Raw genomic sequence first — 18,355 nt, forward strand, 5'->3', positions numbered from 1 at the left:
TGCATGCCGATGTTTATGGCTGTTCTGTTAGCTGTTTTTTGCAACACAGCTTTGTATGCTGACCAAGTCCGTACCGGCATTGTGCAGCAATCATTGGGAAGAGATTTTGGTATTCTGGTCGGTGATGTTATTGAACATTATTATATTGTTCAGGTACCAGCAGAATTTAGCTTAACGCCAGCCTCACTTCCTCCCGACGGGGAGTTGGATTATTGGTTGTTATTACTCGACAGTGACTATGAACTCATCAGCGAAAGTGCTGAGTTACGTCAATACCGACTGCATTTCACGTTTCAGACATTTTATGCACCACTGGATGTCCGAGCATTAGCAACGCCTCCATTAACGGTAAGTTTTAACACCGGCGATAAAACCGAGCAGCTCACCATACCGGCCTGGAACTTCACCATGTCTCCGCTGAAAGAAATTGCGCCTCGTGGTGTAGCCAAAGACTCCAACCAAAATGCCTTTATGAAGGCAGATTTACCTCCCTCAACTATCCCTACCAAAGATTTGCAGCAACAAATCTGGGTACTGGCGATTACGCTACTGATTCTGGCGATCTTATGGTTAAGCCTTAAGGGATATCTGTTTATACTGACACGATCACCGTTTCAACAGGCTTATCATCAGGTCAAAAAGCTACGCAAACACCATAACGACGAGTCGGCATTTAATCATGCCTTACAAGCAGTACATAGGGCTTTTAACAGATTGGCTGGCCATGCATTGTTTGCTCACCAAACAGATCAGTTTATTGATAAACATAACGAGTTTTCTGGCTATCAGGATCAAATTGATAGTTTTTACCAGTTATCCACTGAAGCGCTCTACTCCGAGCAAAAGGTAGCGTCAGAGAAAGACTTTGACCAATTACTGAAGCTCTGCAAACAATTGGCTGGTGCGGAAAAACTGGCGCTGAAAAAATCATGAACATCGCATTTGCCCATCCATGGGTGCTCGTTTTATTAGTATTAGCCTTGTTGCCATTTATCGCAGGTATATTCAATAAACGACTCACCAGTTGGAATCGGCTAATTCCACCATCCAATACCACTCGATGGATTAATCGACTCATTAAACTTTTAGGGGTACTGGCATTTATCAGCATCGTGCTGGGGTTAGCCGGACTTTACCAAACGGAAAAAACTTTTACCCGAACAGGTACTGGCGCGCACATCGTGTTTGTTCTCGATCGAAGTGCCAGCATGAATGAAACATTTGGCGGTAAGGTACCCGATAATGCTACGCCTGCCAAAAGTCAGGTTGCACGTCGTTTATTGTCCGAATTTGTTAATAATAGGCCGCACGACTTATTTGGCGTCGTCGGGTTTAGTACGCAACCTTTTTTTATCAGCCCGCTCACAGAGCACAAGTCCGCCACTCAAGCAGCGATAAACAGTCTCACCAGTCCCGGCTTGGCATTTACCAATGTAGCCAAAGGGCTCGGCATGGGCCTGAGTTACTTTCAGGATCAACCGCATACCGGTTCCCGCGTCATTGTATTGGTCTCTGATGGCGCAGCGACACTTGATCATCGTGCGCAGCGGGTGTTGCGTGAGTGGTTTGAGCGTTATCAGGTAAGTTTATATTGGTTTTTTCTGCGTACCGAAAATGGATTAGGTATCACCTCTGAGCCTGAATCAGCTCGAGATGATAATCCCCGGGTGATGCCAGAGCGTTATCTTGATCAGTTTTTCCGTACCCTGCCGATCCCATATCACGCTTATGAGGTGGATACACCGGAATCTATGGAAGCAGCCATTCACCAGCTGGATAATCTGGAAAGCTTGCCACTGGTTTATAACGAATTGATACCCCGCAACGATATGACGCGCTTATGTTTTTTGACTGCCCTGCTTGCCGTTCTTATTTTACTGGGCATCAAAGCGCTGGAGGCAAAATGATGTTTTTGAAGCGAAATAATTTTATTTATCTGATTAGCCTGTTGGCATTGGCGGTTATCACAGCACTGATATTCAGTATCTATACCTTGCAACAACAGCAGCAAATCAACCAACAAATCCTCCTGCTGAATAAAGGTGAGCTGGTTGATCATGAAAAATTGAATATGCAATCGCCTGAAGTCAGAATCGCTTATGCCTATCTGCAAGGTAAATTGAACTTATTTGATGAAGCAGTAGAAACCTATAGCGGCACTGAGCGGCTGGCTAATCAGCAGCAACTTGTCCATATCCACTATAACCTTGGCAATCTTTATTTGGTTCAGGCTATCGATTTGGCAGAAAACCTCTCTGTTGATCGGGCGGTGGCGATGGCCGATGTGGCAAAGGACTTTTATCGCTCTGCACTGAAAAACCAGCCCTCCTTCTGGGAGGCTAAATACAATCTGGAAGCTGCGCAACGTCTGTCGCGGGATTTGCCACTGGGTGATGTCACCATCAGTGAAGAGTCTCAGGATGCCAGTACCGAGTTATGGTCGGCAATGCCCGGCTTTCCCATTGGTTTACCCTAAGGGATTGTCTGATGAAATCTATCTGGTTGCTGGGCATTTCTGCAGTTCTACTGATTATTGCGGTTTTAATACCTAACCTGCCATTTCCCAGTAAAAAATATGATTATTTTTTTATGGTAGATATCACCCGCAGCATGAATGTAGAAGATTATCGTGATAATAACGGTGATCCGATTAGCCGGCTGGAAAAAGTCAAAGCGGATGCTTTAGCTGCCATACAACAACTTCCCTGTGGTTCACGAGTTGGGCTAGGCGTGTTTACTGAACGTATGCCGACGCTGCTCTATACCCCCATGGAAGTGTGTTCAGACTATCCTGAAATCCGGGAGAGCATCAGACGTATTGACTGGAGAATGGCCTGGGTCGCCGACAGTAATATTATTCAGGCATTTGCCAACACGTTGGAGTTGATGCGCACTGTTGAATTAACCGATGCCACGTTGGTTTTTTTTACCGATGGGCAGGAAGCACCACCAATGAACTCGCGTTATGCACCGGATCTTGGAGAATTACAATCTGCTGAGAATAATGATCAACAGCCAATTAGTGGTCTCATAGTGGGTACCGGTGATCATGCATTAAGCCGGATCCCAAAATATGATGAAGATGGAATCCAGATTGGCTTCTATACGGCGGAGGATGTACCACAGGGAACGACTTTTGGTTTACCGGAAGATCCCAGCAAAATTGAAGGCTATGTCCCTCGGAATGCCCCGTGGGGAAATCAAAGTCGTGCTGGGAATGAACACCTTTCCAGTGTAAAAGAAGACTATCTGAAATCACTGGCGGAACCGGCCAAATTTCACTACCATCATTTACAAACATCAACGGCATTATTGACTGCGCTAATGCACGACGATTTCTCCCAACGGCATATTCGGAAAACCGATTTAAGTTTTATTCCGGCAAGTGTGTCGCTGTTTTTATTATTTCTGGCCTATCTGCCTGAAAATATTTTTTCCCGTAAAAAAAACTTACTCAAACCAAACATCAACGAGCGCATACCTCTTAACTCAGGTTAAATCTAATCCATCTGTTGAATCACTCATCAGCTCGCCAATAATCCGCCAACAAATTGAAATTCTTGCTATTATCGGCAAGCAATTCGAAAACGGATCCCATGCACGTTATACCTCACAGGTTTACTTTTTTTCTGCTGTTTATTCTGCTTGTATGTCTATTTGGCCAGGCCAAGGCTGCATCGACGGAATCTGTTACGCTGCAACTTAAATGGCGACATCAATTTCAGTTTGCCGGTTATTACGCCGCTATTCAGCAAGGTTATTTCCAACAGGAAGATTTGCAGGTTACGCTGCGAGAACGCCAACCCGGTATTAATGTTATCAATGAAGTCACCAGTGGCCGTGCAGATTATGGCATTGGTGGTATCGGACTACTGGCAGAATATGCTGCTGGCTCACCCATTAGAGCCTTGGCTGCCATTTTTCAGCATGATGCATTAGTGCTGGTCAGCAAAACCCAGTCTGGCATTGTCAGCCCGTATGAAATGCTTGATAAACGCATCATGTTTGACGATTCGGCCGGCAACGATGCTGTTTTCCTCGCTATGTTTGCTGATGCCGGTATTTCCCCACAGGATTACAAACTCATCCCGCAGGATCTGCAACTTGATAGTTTTATCAATGACCGGGTTGATGCAATCTCAATTTATCGAACTGATCAGCTTTTCACATTGGAACAGCTGGGCGTTAAGGTCAATATCATTAATCCCCAAAGCTATGGTTTTGATTTTTATGGTGACATTTTGTTTACCGGGGATAGAGAGCTTCGCAATAATCCAGGTCGCGCTGAGCGGTTTCGACGGGCTTCGTTAAAAGGCTGGCGCTACGCACTGGAAAATCCTGAAGAAATTATTGATGTGATAATCAATCAGTATGACAGCCAGGCCAGTCGCGAACAGCTACAACATGAAGCCAGAGAAATTCAGAAACTGATATTGCCTGACCTGATTCCTTTGGGCCAATTGGATCCGGCTCGTCTTCGCCGCAGTGCTCAGATATATGAACGGCTGAATATTGCACCACCACTCTCCGAGGCCCAATTAGAGGGCTTTATATATCAATCCAATGCTGCATTGCGACTGACCCCAGAAGAACAATCATGGCTGGAGGATAACCCTGTCATCAAACTCGGCATTGATCGGGATTTTGCACCTTACGAATGGATTAACAGCAAAGGGAATTATCAAGGCTTGGCAGCTGAATATATTCAGCTATTACAGGCCAAGCTTGGCGTGGAATTTGACATCATAGACGATAAACCCTGGCATGAAATTCTCGCAATGGCACAACGGGGTGAGCTGGATATGCTTTCCTGTTTGCACATGAGTCCCGAACGTTCAGAGTATTTATTATTCAGTCAGCCGTATATCACTAATCCAGTGGTCATCGTCAATGCGAATCGCTTCGGCTATATCGGTCACCTGGACAATCTGAGAGGCAAAACTGTCGCAGTGGAAAAAAGTTACCATGTTCAGGAAAATCTGGCCCGGAATCATCCTGATATAAAACTTATATTCACTGAAACCACACTCGAAGCTTTAAAAAAGGTCAGTACCGGCGAAGCCGATGCTTATGTGGGAGATGCTGCATATGCCAACTATGCCATCAAACAAGCCAACCTGATTAACTTGCAATTTTCCGGACAAACTCAGCAATATAATGCATACAGGATGGGGATAAACCCTTCTCATCCTCAGCTGCAATCCATCATTAACAAGGTATTAAGCAATATATCAGCTGATGAACGTCAGCGAATTGAGCAGACCTGGATGGGGCTAACCATCAATAATGGCGTTTCGCAGTCAACCCTGCTCAAAATACTGCTGACGATAGCCGTGATTATTCTGCTGTTTGTATTCTGGGTGTTCAGACTGAAACAGTCGGGTCAGGTATTAGCGCGAAACGAATCCAAATTACGCAGTATTGTTAATGCCTCTCCTATTCCGCACATGTTAAGTGACGGCAAAGGCAGGATTCAATATCTCAACAAAGCCTTTGTTGATAGCTTTGGCTATAACCTGGAAGACTTACCCAGCCATAAGGTCTGGCTGGAAAAAGCCTATCCCGATCCAAACTATCGTCAACGCAGCAAACTGGCTTGGGAGACTTTTGTAGCTCAGGCAGAGCAGCATCCACTGCCCTATCGTGGTGAGGCGGTTGAAGTGAAAGTGATGACCCAGCAACAACAAGCCAAACAAGTGATAATTTCCAGCACCGCAATTAATGATGGTCAGGCCGATGTCTTTATCACCATTTTTTACGATATTAGCGAACGTAAGCTCGCTGAGGAAAAGCTCAAATTATCAGGCCGGGTATTTAACCAGGCACATGAAGGCATTCTGATCACCAAACCGGATGGTCGTATTGTCGATGTGAATCCGGCATTTTGTGATATCACCGGTTACAGTCGTGATGAAGTCATTAATCAACAGCCATCAATCCTCAAATCAGGTAAACATCCCGAGTCATTTTATCGGGAGATTTGGCAAAGCCTTATTGAGAAAGGCTACTGGCAGGGAGAGATCTGGAATCGTCGCAAAAATGGCGAATTATTAGCTGAGTTGTTAACCATTTCCACCTTGATGGATGATCAAGGCGATACCTTGCATTATCTGGGCTTATTTTCCGATATAACTGAAATTAAGGAACAACAGCAGGCGCTGGAAATGATGGCGCATTATGACATGCTCACCCAGCTGCCCAACCGCACATTATTTGCAGATCGATTCCAGCAGGCTATTGCACACAGTATTCGTCAACATAGTCTGCTGGGAGTCATTTTTCTGGATCTGGATGGATTCAAACCGGTCAATGATAACTATGGTCATGAAATCGGCGATCAAGTACTGATTGAGGTGGCCCAGCGAATAAAAGCCTGTATTCGTCTGGATGACACAGCATCACGACTGGGTGGAGATGAATTTGCTATTTTGCTCAATGACATCAGTTCGGTAGAACACTGCGAACGATTGGTCAGCAGACTGTTACGCACCATTCAACTGCCTTATCGAATTGATGGCGATATCATCCAGTTAGGGGCCAGTATGGGGGTAACACTCTATCCACTGGATCAGTCCGATGCAGATACGTTGCTGCGTCATGCTGATCAGGCCATGTATCAATCAAAACAGACAGGCCGAAATCGCTACTCAATTTTTGATGCTGTGCATGACAAGCAAATTCTGCTTAAGCAAAGCCAGTTGGACAATTTACATCAAGCCTTTAACAAAAATCAGTTTTGCCTGTATTACCAGCCGAAAATTAATATGCGTAATGGGCGCATTCATGGCGCGGAAGCGCTGCTTCGCTGGAACCATCCTCAGCAAGGTATCCTGGAGCCAGCAGCTTTTTTAAGTTCAATGGCGGGCACTGAGCTGGAAATCCGTATTGGCAACTGGGTCATTGATCAGACGTTAAAACAGTTACAAAATTTTCATCAGCAAAACAGAGTCATTGAAATCAGCGTGAATATTTCCGCGCATCATCTGCAATGGCCAGGATTTTTTGACCATCTTGATCGGTTATTGGCCAAATATCCGGACTTGCCAGCCGAATATTTGCAGCTGGAAGTGCTTGAAAGCAGCGTGTTAACAGATATCCAGAATATTTCAGCGATTATAAGTACCTGCCGTGAAGGCCTAGGGGTAAGAATCGCACTAGATGATTTTGGCACCGGATACTCATCATTAAGCCATTTGCGGCATTTGCCGGTTGATGTGATTAAAATTGACCAGAGTTTTGTCCGCGACATCATGGATGATCCCAATGATTTCACCATAGTGGAAGGCGTTATTGGGTTAAGTCATGCATTTCAACACCAGGTTATCGCCGAAGGGGTAGAAAGCGTTGAACATGGTTTGATGCTGATGACTATCGGTTGCGATATGGCACAGGGATATGTCATTGCCCAACCAATGCCAGCAGATGAATTAGGCCTGTGGATGGAGGATTACCAGCCGGAATCACGCTGGCTGAATCATGCACATAATACCTTATCCCCCCAACAGCGCCTGCTGGCATTAATGCAAATGCAGGGCGAGCAGTGGTTACAGCGAGTAATTGATAATCTGCACAGCAGTCCTGCTCAAATTAGCAGCTGGCCATTAATGAACCCCAAACGCAGCCATTTTACGCACTGGCTGGAGCAGGGTAAGCAGGAAGAGCTATTTAATCAATTATGGCTGGATCGACTCAAATTAGCCTATTACGAATTATTTCATGCCGCTGCCGGGTTACGAAATCAATTCGAAGAAAATGAAATCGCGTTAGCCCGTAAGGGTGTAGAAGATTTACAAACGTTATATGCTGAAATTAAGCAGATGCTTGCGACCCCATCATAGTGGTGATACTGCGTAATTGTCACATTTAGCTATTGGTGGATTTTAAGATTTAAGTCAGATTTTCCAGATCTCATTTCCAAAACTGGAATCTTATGATATCGGGTATAAATACAAGACCATCAGACTTCGTCGATAAGATCCCGTTCGGCATCCCAGCCAGATTGTTTGGCTTGATTAATTGCCGCATCGTGAATACGCATAAATTTCTGTTGCATCTCCGGTGGCAGGTTTGCCACCCTGAAACCATATTTTTCCCATTCCAGATTAACCTTGCGCCACAGATCTTCAAGTCCTTGGACTACCCAGCCTTCACAGGTTTCGGTCTCCGGTATTAAACCAAATACCCAAGCATCACGGATGATTTTACCGGTGTCGGTCATGCCACCATTTATTTCTTTATCAATACCAACGTAACGTTTTTGATCTTTCATGATTATTCCTAGGGCTTGTTGATCTTTCATATCCACCACTGCTGGTGGCTATTTTTTCGTCCTACAAGACGGAAATGATGCGATGTAGTTGTTCTACATAAGTCATTTCCGTCTTGTAGGGCGGAAAAATAGCCCCAGCCCTTTGGGTTGTGACTGAAAAAACGCCACTCTTCGTTGCTCGTCACTTATTTATAACAACTAAAAAGCGCTCCTCGTGCCTTGATTGACGCTTTTTCAGCTCACAACAGAGGCGGAGATGAAAGATCAACAAGCCCTAACGGGTCAGGCTGGCAAATAAAGTGGGCAGTTTTTCAGGCAACCGATCCACATGGTCAACAATGGTGTAGTTATTTTCACCAAAAATTCGTTTAACGTAACTATCAGCATTAGCATCCAGCGTCAGACAATAAGTCATCACACCACGGCTCCATAATTCATCCACCGCTTTGCGGGTGTCATGTCGTAAATGCTGAGGATCGCGCTCATCTATATCCGAAGGTTCACCATCGGTGACTAGCAATAATAGCTTGCGACGTTCCGGCTGTTTTAATAACTGTTGAGCGGCATGGCGCATTGCCGCACCCATCCTGGTTGATAAACCACCTTTCATTCCAGCCAATCGAGCTTTTGATTCATCATCAAAGGGCTGATTGAAATCTTTAAAGCGGAAGTATTGCACATCATGTCGGCCATCCGAAGCAAAGCCATGTAAAGCAAATGGATCACCGATGCCATTGATGGCCGTAGCAACTAAGGTGGCTGCTTCGCGGGTTAAATCCAGAACCGTCTTATGACTGCCTTCGATAACATCATTGGTTGATTCCGATAAATCCAGTAACACTGTCACGGCTAAATCCCGATTTTTTATCACATTGCGCATGGTGATACGTGTGTTGGGTTGCTCGCCCATACGGATGGCAATCATCGCATCAACTGCAGCATTGATATCAATCTCATCACCATCTTCCATATTGCGAAGCCGTTGTACTCCGGCCGGAGACAATAAGTCGATGATCTGCCGGATACGATGTACCACCGGTTTGTATTCTTTCAGAATATTATCGATGTCATCTGGATCGCCTTTTTTGGGACGATACTCATATACCGTGCTCCAGTCGGGACGATACAGCTGCACCTGATAATCCCATTCCTGATAATGATAGGGTTCTGAGACGGGATCTTTACCCCACATCTCATTAAAGCTGACCGTTGCCTCACCGGCATCTTCATACGGCATGAACTTGGTGGAACACACCCAGATTTCCTGAGCATCATCGCCAGCCAACTCACAATCCACTTCATTGGCCATTTCAACGGCACTGACATATTTACGTATCTGTCGCTGGCTCGCTGGAATATATTCCGCTCCGTGCCTCAGGAAATCGAATTCTTCAAACTCCCAGACAAAACGATTATCGTCGCGATAAGGTAAACGAATAGATTCTAATATTCGTAAACTGGGTACCTCGCGCTGTTCGGCAAACAGATGAAATAATTCCATCCCCATATCCCAGCTGAACTGGTTATTTTCTGCTTGCTCAGCAATATTTTGATGGAATCTTTCCGCCAAGGCATTTAATGGGTCATCGTTGTTTTTAATCGATGCATCATGCAGGCTGCGGGCAAATTGTTCGAGTTTTAGCAGCCCCTTATGCTCAACATCCTGACTTTGTTCGATATTTAACAAGCTGCCCCAGAGTTTCTGCAAACCGGGGAAATCCTGTATCGCCAAATACTCAACCCGTGCGTCTTCCAGCAGTCCGATAAAAAACATTTGCGCCGGACTGAGTTGTTCGGCCGAAATCGGTGCTCGGGTATATTGAATGTGTGCTGCCAGATGGGCGGCCTGGGCTCGATAGAGCTCCAGACCAGTGATACCTGCAATATCATCCACGGCATCTGGCAAATGCATAACAAAAAGTTCGATATAAGGTTTGAAACCTTCATAATCCGCCGCTGTAGGACGCAGAAAGAAATCCCTGCCCCATAATGCCCGCAGATAGAAATTCAGTTTGCGTTGGGTATCAATAAACAGCGTGCCGCGGCGTTCCTTCTGCAGCATCTTCTTGCTGTCAGCGGTTTCCAGAGCAAAATATTTGACCAGGTTATTCAAGTCGCGCCGGTAGGCTTCGGCTCCAAAATTAGCCCAGCGGCGTAAACCGGACAAGGTGAGTTTGGATAATAATTCATCAATAATGCCGAGCATTGGCCTTAAGCCACGGGAAGCTTTGGCAGACAGTTGATGAATCAGGCTCAAATACCCGCGTAATAACTCCGGGTCGCCCAACCGTCTGGCAGCAGTTGGTAGACTATGAATCATCAGCGCAATAACCTCACCCGAGGTCATTGACGATAATTTCATTGCCGCATTGATGCAATCGCGTATTACGTCCTCGCCACATTCCTTGACCACTTGCGGAATATCTTCCAGAAAGGCAACCACCAGTCCTTTACCCCGTCCCAGCTCTGCCAGGCCTTTGGCACCTTCCATATATTCCTGCAAACCAGCTGGCGACATGATTCTGGCTGCATCCTGGAAAGTACTGTCCAGCGTATGCACCAGTTCCGGCGCTATCTTTTCAAGCTGTTCGCGGTAATCGTCTAGATTGACGCTCATGATGTGATATCCAGACCGGAGAGACCGGGTCGGCCTTTATCAACTAACAAAGAAGGTATGAACAGCGGCTTCCAGCGTTTCACGCATATCCGGATCATCGGTCAATGGCGTGACTAATGTCATCTGGCAGGCAGCCAAAGGTTCAACCCCTTCTGCAATCATTTGCCCTGCATAGACCAACAATCGTGTGGATATACCTTCATCCAGGCCATGGCCTTTCAGGTTGCGTGCCCGATGGGCAATCTGTACCAGTTTTTTGGCTATCTCGGCATCGACACCGGTTTCCCTGGTGACAATTTCGGCTTCCAACTCGGCATCAGGATAATCAAAATTCATTGCCCCGAAACGTTGTTTGGTGGATTGCTTGAGATCTTTCATCAAACTTTGATAACCGGGGTTATAGGAAATCACCAGTTGAAAATCTTTATGGGCTTCGACCAGTTCACCTTTTTTATCCAGCGGCAGGCTACGACGGTGATCGGTTAACGGATGGATAACAACGGTTGTATCCTGACGTGCTTCCACCACTTCATCCAGATAACAGATTGCACCAATACGTGCTGCAGTGGTCAAGGGTCCATCCTGCCATTTGGTGCCATCTTTATCGAGCAGAAAACGCCCCACCAGGTCTGAGGCGGTCATATCTTCATTACAGGCAACTGTGATCAGCGGGCGACCTAGCTTCCAGGCCATATATTCGACAAAACGCGACTTACCGCAGCCTGTCGGACCTTTCAGCATTACCGGCATGCGTCGCGCGTAAGCGGCTTGATACAGTTCCACTTCGTTACTGACCGGACGGTAAAAAGGTTCTGTTTTGACTTTATACTGTTCAGCAATTTTCTCGCTCATCGCAGTAACCTCAGGGTATTCAAGGGGAAGACTTTTTGTACAAGTTTGCTTGAATAAGTCCCTGACGCTGCGGTCAGGGACTTATTCGATTTGATGTTATACCGACTGACCGCGGAACACGACCATTTCTGCGCCTTTGGATTGAGCATAGTTATCATAACCCACCAAGCGGACATGGTTTTTCGGATGTGCTTTGTGGCAGGCTTCGGCTTCAGCCAGAATGCGATCCACATCGGTTTCACCGAATAAAGGCAGCTTCCACATATACCAGTAGTGACCAAACGCATTTTCTGGTTCAGTGTGCTCTACTGCAGGGTTCCAGCCCTTGCTGACGATGTATTCAACCTGTTTACGGATACGTGCAGCATCCATTTCAGGTAAATACGAGAAGGTTTCAAACTTGCGGCTTGAAGTATCGGCCAGGCTTGAAGCGTAATCTTGCATTTCACTCATTGTCATTTCCTCAAATAATGGCGAATTCGATATCAGTTAACGATGGTCAACAGCACCGACCAACATCACTTACTTGTGTGCAACGTCTAATTTGTCGACAGTGTCGAATTCGAATTTGATTTCTTTCCAGGTTTCCATCGCCACTTTCAACTCTGGACTGTGTTCAGCAGCGGCAGTAAGGATTTCTTTACCTTCTTTTTCCAACTCTCTGCCGTGGTTACGTGCTTCTACGCATGCTTCCAAAGCCACGCGGTTGGCAGCTGCACCCGCCGCATTACCCCATGGATGACCCAAAGTACCACCACCAAACTGCAATACCGAATCATCACCAAAGATGCTGACCAGTGCAGGCATATGCCATACGTGAATACCGCCGGAAGCGACCGGCATGACCCCAGGCATGGATGCCCAATCCTGATCAAACATGATGCCGCGACTGCGATCTTCTTTGATATAAGAATCACGCATGATATCGATCCAGCCCAGTGTTGCAGCACGGTCGCCTTCCAATTTACCGACCACAGTGCCTGAATGCAGATGATCACCACCTGACAAACGCAGCATTTTGGTTAAAACGCGGAAGTGAATACCATGGTTCGGATTACGATCCAGTACCGCATGCATTGCCCGGTGAATGTGCAGCAACATGCCGTTATCACGACACCAGTTGGCCAGACCGGTATTAGCGGTGAAACCGCCCGTCAGATAGTCATGCATGATGATTGGTGCACCCAGTTCTTTGGCATACTCGGCACGTTTGTACATTTCTTCAGGGGTTGGCGCTGTGACGTTCAGATAGTGACCTTTACGTTCGCCCGTTTCGATTTCAGCTTTGTCGATGGCTTCCATAACGAAATCAAAACGTTGTCTCCAGCGCATAAATGGCTGTGAGTTAACATTTTCATCATCTTTGGTGAAATCCAGACCGCCACGCAAACATTCATATACAGCACGACCGTAGTTTTTTGCAGACAGACCCAGTTTTGGCTTGATGGTGCAGCCCAGTAATGGGCGACCATATTTGTTCATGATGTCACGTTCAACCTGGATACCATGAGGAGGTCCACCACAAGTCATTACGTACGCAACAGGAATCCGCACGTCTTCCAGACGCAAAGAACGTACGGCTTTAAAACCGAAAACGTTACCCACCAGAGAAGTCAGCACGTTAACGACTGAACCTTCTTCAAATAAATCGATCGGATAAGCGATAAAGGCATAGAACGCTTCATCGTTGCCGGGAACATCTTCAATAGCGTAAGCACGGCCTTTGTAATAATCCAGGTCCGTCAGCAAATCGGTCCAGACTGTGGTCCAGGTACCAGTTGATGATTCCGCCGCTACCGCAGCAGCCGCTTCTTCACGTGGCACACCCTCTTGAGGAATAACCTTGAAACAGGCCAGAAAATCGGTGTCTTTTGGAGTGTAATCGGGCATCCAGTATGTTTCGCGATACTCTTTTACACCCGCTTGATAAGTTTTTGCCATGGTGCTCTCTCCAGGTATATGCGCAAGCAGATTAATCAAACTGTTACTTTGGGTTAGTCAGAGCCTGTATATCTCATAGTTATCTTGAGATGGACAAATTTTGTCTCCAGCCATGGTGGCTGTGAAAGCGAATTTTATCCAAATGTAACCCAGCGACTATTTCATGTCTGGGGTAAAAATAGTTGACTTGACCTATTAAAACAAGTTAATAGTTTTTATCCTTGTCATAAATTAAAGTTATATATGTTACATGCCTCATTACAACAGTTACGCCTATTCGAAGCGGTTGCACGCCTGAAGAGCATTACCCGTGCGGCAGAAGAAAAACATTTAACCCAACCTGCCGTGTCGATCCAAATGAAAAAACTGGAAGAATCTGTCGGTATGCCTTTATTTGAAAGCGTTGGGCGGCAGTTACATCTTACTGTCGCAGGTAATGAACTCTATGATGCCTGCCGAGATGTTTTACAACGTCTTGCCGATCTGGACGCCGCATTAGCTGATTTACATGGTGAGGTTGCTGGTCCGATAAACCTTGTTGTGGTCAGTTCTGCCAAATATTTTCTACCCTATCTTTTGGGCAATTTTATTGCGCGCTATCCCAAAGTTGAACCGAGGCTACAGGTAACTAATCGAGCCAGACTACTCGAACGTCTCGATGCCAATGAAGATCATCTTTATGTCATGGGTCAGGTACCAGAAGACCTGCCAGTGGTTGAGTACCCGTTTTTAGAAAATGTTCTGGTGATCGTCGCCCGGCCTGACCATCCATTGGCCAAACAAAAAAATATTTCATTAAAAACTATCTCTGAACAACGACTGGTTGGCCGCGAACCAGGTTCGGGCACACGCAAAGCGGTGGAAGAATTATTTGCCAAAAGCGGTTTAAAAGTCTCACCGTATATGGAATTAGGTGGAGCGGATGAAATCAAGCACGGCGTGATGGCGGGTTTGGGACTGGCAGTATTATCACTACATAGCCTGCGGTTAGAGCTGGCAGCAAAAAAACTGGTGGTCTTGGATGTAGAGAACTTTCCATTAAGACGGCGCTGGTATGCTGTGCATCGGCAAGGCAAAAGACTATCACTTGCCGCACAAACATTTCTCGAGTATCTGCAACAGGAAGGTGAACAGGAAATCGAGCATTTACTAACAGATAACCTGTCTCTTCTTACTGACAACCCAGACGTTTAGCCTGGGCAATCAAGTCCGCCACCGAAGCTTGCTGTTGATTCCGGCATCGGCTGAGAAAGCTCCTCTGAGTGCCAAGAGAATAAGTGTTCTCGATAAATCGACAGTTATTCATTGATGCAGATTTATCCCACCCCGCGAGGTATTGAACGGGTTGCGAAAAATTGCCTTTCTGAAAGAGCACCACCTCAGCCGGACGCTGTTGGATTCTACTCAGGTGTACCTGGAATTTATCATCGCAGTCCAGCCGCTGCAGAGAATGTTGTTGATATAAATGCTGCATCGTTTTGATTTGAGCTTGCTGCTCCAGCTGTTGCAGCTTTGGCTCAATCAAAAGCAGATATCCTGCAAATATCACCACCAACACGATTGAAGCAGCAAATGCTCTGCGAGTCCAATCCAGCTTCTCGACTAGCGTGAAGATAACGCCGGCAAGGCATAATAAAATGCCCGCATAGAAAAAAAGCGGAACCAACCAATTTGCATAATGCGAAGGACTACCGATTAGACCAGCCAAATAGCCATAAAAAAATATCCCTCCAAGTAATAAACCAGCAAGAAGACTTACAGCAAACCTGGCAAGCAATAACATCATGCAAAATGACTAAAAAACCGAAAATCAAAAGATTTCCGGTGTTTTTTGGAAAGCTTATTTTTCTTTGAGCAGATCACGAATTTCCGTTAACAGAATTTCTTCTTTAGTTGGCGCTGGTGGAGCTTCAGGAGCAGCCTCTTCTTTTGCTTTCAGTGAGTTCATTGCTTTAATCACCAAAAAAATCACAAAGGCAATAATCACAAAATCAACAATGGTTTGAATAAACTGTCCATAAGCGATAACCACTGCCGGCGTTTCACCAACCGCTTCTTTAAGCACTATTGCCAGATCCTTGAAATCCACTCCCCCCAGTAACAAGCCCAGTGGGGGCATAATCACATCAGCTACAAATGAGGAAACAATTTTGCCAAAAGCGACACCAATGATAATACCGACGGCCATATCTATCACATTGCCACGCATCGCAAATTTCTTAAATTCTTGTACCATGCTCATATCTGCTCTCCTTTTTGACTTTAATAAATTTCCCGATAAAACAGTTTTTTACGGCTTTTATATCAGCAGTTTAGAATATATGACATAAATAATTATTTGTCGGTAAAAATTAGCGGACAATAGAAGGAATGCGATTTTTCCACTGACACTTACTTCGTCACTCGATAAAGTTATAAGGCTTAATATATGGCTATTGGTTTTTTTCAAAAACGTATTGAAGAGATTATCGACAATGTTGCGAACTCTGACGATACAACCTCATTAACGGCCGAACAACTGGCGCAATTGTCCTCAGAATTGGCATTATATTTTTCGACCATTTTGCTCACGCTTGCTGGAGCTTTGCTGATCGCAATCTTTGTTTTATGGATTTTGAAACGACGTGCAAATCCCGCTACAACCGCCAATAAAGAACTTGAACGTCAACGCTTATTGCAGGACCTTGAAACCCAATTTCTGACTATCAGCAATCAACCCTCGGTATGGTTAAACAACAGATCAAATTTTGACGCCAAACTGGTCTATGAATTCTCACTGGCATTGACGCCGGAAGTACGCTGGCATGTCCCACAAACAGTTGAAACATCATGGCATATGGGAGATCGGCTGATCACGATTACAGATCAGCAAGATTTGCTGACCGCCAGTTTGCTTGATGAAATATTGCTCTGGTTCCGTCGCCTGGACCGGGCCGTTGCCGGAGAAATCATCAAAGTTGAAGATATTTATAGCTTATGGCGCCAGATATTGCCATTTGCCATTGATAACCGCTTCAGCTTTATGGCCGCTTACTTTGCAGAAGATAACCGCGGTAGCATTGATGATATTGAAGCAGTACGACAAGTCCTGATTGGGGTGATTCGTTATTGTCAGCAACAAAAACATTCACAACCACTGAGTTACATTAATGGCAGACTGGATCCGCTATTCTTCGATCAGCTGCCTAAAGGAATGAAAACGGGTATTGAAGCGGCAAGACACAACACAGTTCGCAAGGATCCGGTAGTGATGGATGAGGTTTCTGTCCCGGTGCAACAAAATAGAACTGAGCGAAAAGAACCTGTCGTTACTTCGCCGGAAAATGTTGCTGAAACATCCAAAAAAACCACTCGTAAAGAGCCTATCGTCAGCTTTGATGATGTGGATGTCGAAACCAAAAAACCGGGGTAATATTCAAGATCTGAAATCAGTCAGAAATAAACAGTTGATGTGTCAAGCCATAACACATTAGTTTTGTTGGGAGATGCTGAGTAATGAAACATTATTCATTAGTCTTTTTGCTCTGCCTTAGCACGACACATGTCTGTTTTGCTCAACAAACTGACAATATGCATATTATTATTGATGGTCGCCAGCCATTGAAAAGCGAAGATCAGAGCACTTGGTTAACCCATCCGGCAATTTTGCAGGCGGCCAATCTGGCGAGGTCATACTGGCTAAAACAGAACACCGTTTATCAGGAAGATTTTCGGATTATGGCAAGCAGCCAAGGAAACTTTACCCGGTCCGAGAGTCGACAGTCAGCAGTATTGTATTTGCTCAGTCGATGGCCACGTTGTTGCAGCAATATGGGACTCGCCATTATCGAAGATAATCAGCTTGTTCGTAATATTGTGTTTGCCGGTGGCACGCATCATTTATTTTCTGTCGCTGATATTAATCATGACCAACTGGATGAACTGGCATTGGTTAGTAGCTTTGGAATGGGTGGTAGCAATGAAACAACTCTACGTATTATTTCGTTGCCTGCGAGGGAAACTGTTTTATTAGGCACTATGCCACTTGCTTATGACAATTGTGCAACATTGCGTGAAGACAGCCTGCTCAGCACATTTCGGATCAGTATTAATAACGATGCTGTAGATAAAATTGAACTTGAAGAATTTCAGGCAGACTGTGAGCACCCAGAAGATGTGATGGTCACTTCGGTTAAAAGCATCATGATCGAAACAAAGCAACTTAACGACGAATATATTGATTTGCCGATTAACTAAGGACTGACATTCGCATTTTTACAGACATTGGCTAACACTGCCATAGCCAGATCAATCTGATAAGTCGGTTGTCGATGCTCGCGCAGAAAGAATTGCTGTACTCGATAGGCTTGTTGCTCTTTTTCAATGCGCTGTTCACAACGCATTTCATCGATTACCAGTTCGCCATTAATATCCTGAAGATAATGTACCATTTCATGCACTATAAAACCCCGGGCACTTTGGTCCTGCTGCAACTCCATTCGCTCATCATAGAAAATTGTCCGAGTCTCGGTATCGTAATAGGCAACGGCGGTACAGAATTGATCATCACATAATGTCTGCAGCAGCTGCTGATGACTAACGGCCTCAACTGTTGGCAACTTAATCGGCTGCTCAAAGCTGGTTAAAGTTACTGCCCATATCATCAAATCATTGATTAGCTCTTGCATATCTCTGCT

16 protein-coding genes are annotated in these 18,355 nt (G+C 45.4%); 8 read left to right on the forward strand and 8 right to left on the reverse strand.

Annotated elements, in window-relative coordinates:
* Positions 1 to 15: 15 nt before the first annotated feature.
* From B3S93_RS05460 to B3S93_RS05480, 5 genes are all read left to right on the forward strand, one after another.
* Positions 16 to 933: a hypothetical protein gene (locus B3S93_RS05460; protein WP_292403812.1), complete on the forward strand. Its 918-nt coding sequence runs from the start codon at positions 16 to 18 to the stop codon at positions 931 to 933.
* Positions 930 to 1,907, forward strand: coding sequence for a vWA domain-containing protein (locus B3S93_RS05465; protein ID WP_292354508.1), 978 nt, complete (start codon positions 930 to 932; stop codon positions 1,905 to 1,907). The genes B3S93_RS05460 and B3S93_RS05465 overlap by 4 nt, the downstream gene beginning before the upstream one ends.
* Positions 1,904 to 2,476, forward strand: a complete 573-nt coding sequence (locus B3S93_RS05470; RefSeq protein ID WP_292354506.1) for an MxaK protein — start codon at positions 1,904 to 1,906, stop codon at positions 2,474 to 2,476. The genes B3S93_RS05465 and B3S93_RS05470 overlap by 4 nt, the downstream gene beginning before the upstream one ends.
* Positions 2,477 to 2,487: 11 nt before the next feature.
* Positions 2,488 to 3,498 (forward strand): vWA domain-containing protein, encoded by a 1,011-nt coding sequence (locus B3S93_RS05475; protein ID WP_292403809.1) that lies wholly within the window; start codon positions 2,488 to 2,490, stop codon positions 3,496 to 3,498.
* A gap of 98 nt (positions 3,499 to 3,596) precedes the next feature.
* Complete coding sequence (locus B3S93_RS05480; RefSeq protein WP_292403807.1) at positions 3,597 to 7,838, forward strand: EAL domain-containing protein; 4,242 nt, start codon at positions 3,597 to 3,599, stop codon at positions 7,836 to 7,838.
* A 119-nt stretch (positions 7,839 to 7,957) separates the two neighbouring features.
* Here the strand turns inward: B3S93_RS05480 and B3S93_RS05485 are convergent, their stop codons facing one another.
* The 5 genes from B3S93_RS05485 to B3S93_RS05505 form a co-directional block, all read right to left on the reverse strand.
* A complete protein-coding gene (locus tag B3S93_RS05485; protein WP_292403803.1) occupies positions 7,958 to 8,269 on the reverse strand; it encodes a hypothetical protein in 312 nt (103 codons plus the stop codon).
* A 274-nt stretch (positions 8,270 to 8,543) separates the two neighbouring features.
* Entirely contained in the window at positions 8,544 to 10,886 is a 2,343-nt protein-coding gene (locus B3S93_RS05490; RefSeq protein WP_292403800.1) for a nitric oxide reductase activation protein NorD, read from the reverse strand.
* 39 nt (positions 10,887 to 10,925) lie between these two features.
* Entirely contained in the window at positions 10,926 to 11,738 is an 813-nt protein-coding gene (locus B3S93_RS05495) for a CbbQ/NirQ/NorQ/GpvN family protein (protein WP_292354496.1), read from the reverse strand.
* Positions 11,739 to 11,834: 96 nt separating this feature from the next.
* Complete coding sequence (locus B3S93_RS05500) at positions 11,835 to 12,191, reverse strand: ribulose bisphosphate carboxylase small subunit (RefSeq protein WP_014705744.1); 357 nt, start codon at positions 12,189 to 12,191, stop codon at positions 11,835 to 11,837.
* A 69-nt stretch (positions 12,192 to 12,260) separates the two neighbouring features.
* Positions 12,261 to 13,679, reverse strand: a complete 1,419-nt coding sequence (locus B3S93_RS05505) for a form I ribulose bisphosphate carboxylase large subunit (RefSeq protein ID WP_292354492.1) — start codon at positions 13,677 to 13,679, stop codon at positions 12,261 to 12,263.
* 243 nt (positions 13,680 to 13,922) lie between these two features.
* Here B3S93_RS05505 and B3S93_RS05510 point away from each other — a divergent pair, with 243 nt between their 5' ends.
* Complete coding sequence (locus B3S93_RS05510; protein ID WP_292403797.1) at positions 13,923 to 14,873, forward strand: LysR family transcriptional regulator; 951 nt, start codon at positions 13,923 to 13,925, stop codon at positions 14,871 to 14,873.
* Here B3S93_RS05510 and B3S93_RS05515 read toward each other — a convergent pair.
* Positions 14,851 to 15,465: a hypothetical protein gene (locus tag B3S93_RS05515; protein ID WP_292403794.1), complete on the reverse strand. Its 615-nt coding sequence runs from the start codon at positions 15,463 to 15,465 to the stop codon at positions 14,851 to 14,853. The genes B3S93_RS05510 and B3S93_RS05515 overlap by 23 nt on opposite strands.
* A gap of 54 nt (positions 15,466 to 15,519) precedes the next feature.
* Positions 15,520 to 15,921: a large-conductance mechanosensitive channel protein MscL gene (gene mscL / locus B3S93_RS05520; RefSeq protein WP_292403791.1), complete on the reverse strand. Its 402-nt coding sequence runs from the start codon at positions 15,919 to 15,921 to the stop codon at positions 15,520 to 15,522.
* A 186-nt stretch (positions 15,922 to 16,107) separates the two neighbouring features.
* On the opposite strand from mscL, the gene B3S93_RS05525 reads away from it, so the two are divergent.
* Positions 16,108 to 17,091: a hypothetical protein gene (locus tag B3S93_RS05525; RefSeq protein WP_292354484.1), complete on the forward strand. Its 984-nt coding sequence runs from the start codon at positions 16,108 to 16,110 to the stop codon at positions 17,089 to 17,091.
* An 83-nt stretch (positions 17,092 to 17,174) separates the two neighbouring features.
* On the forward strand, positions 17,175 to 17,915 hold the full coding sequence (locus B3S93_RS05530; RefSeq protein WP_292354482.1) for a hypothetical protein: 741 nt from the start codon (positions 17,175 to 17,177) through the stop codon (positions 17,913 to 17,915).
* On the opposite strand, the gene B3S93_RS05535 is transcribed toward B3S93_RS05530, so the two are convergent.
* Entirely contained in the window at positions 17,912 to 18,346 is a 435-nt protein-coding gene (locus tag B3S93_RS05535; RefSeq protein ID WP_292354480.1) for a hypothetical protein, read from the reverse strand. The two genes, B3S93_RS05530 and B3S93_RS05535, sit on opposite strands and share 4 nt — an antisense overlap.
* Positions 18,347 to 18,355 lie beyond the last annotated feature (9 nt).

Origin of the sequence: Methylophaga sp. UBA3613 (assembly GCF_002375415.1) — a bacterium.
GTDB lineage: Bacteria > Pseudomonadota > Gammaproteobacteria > Nitrosococcales > Methylophagaceae > Methylophaga.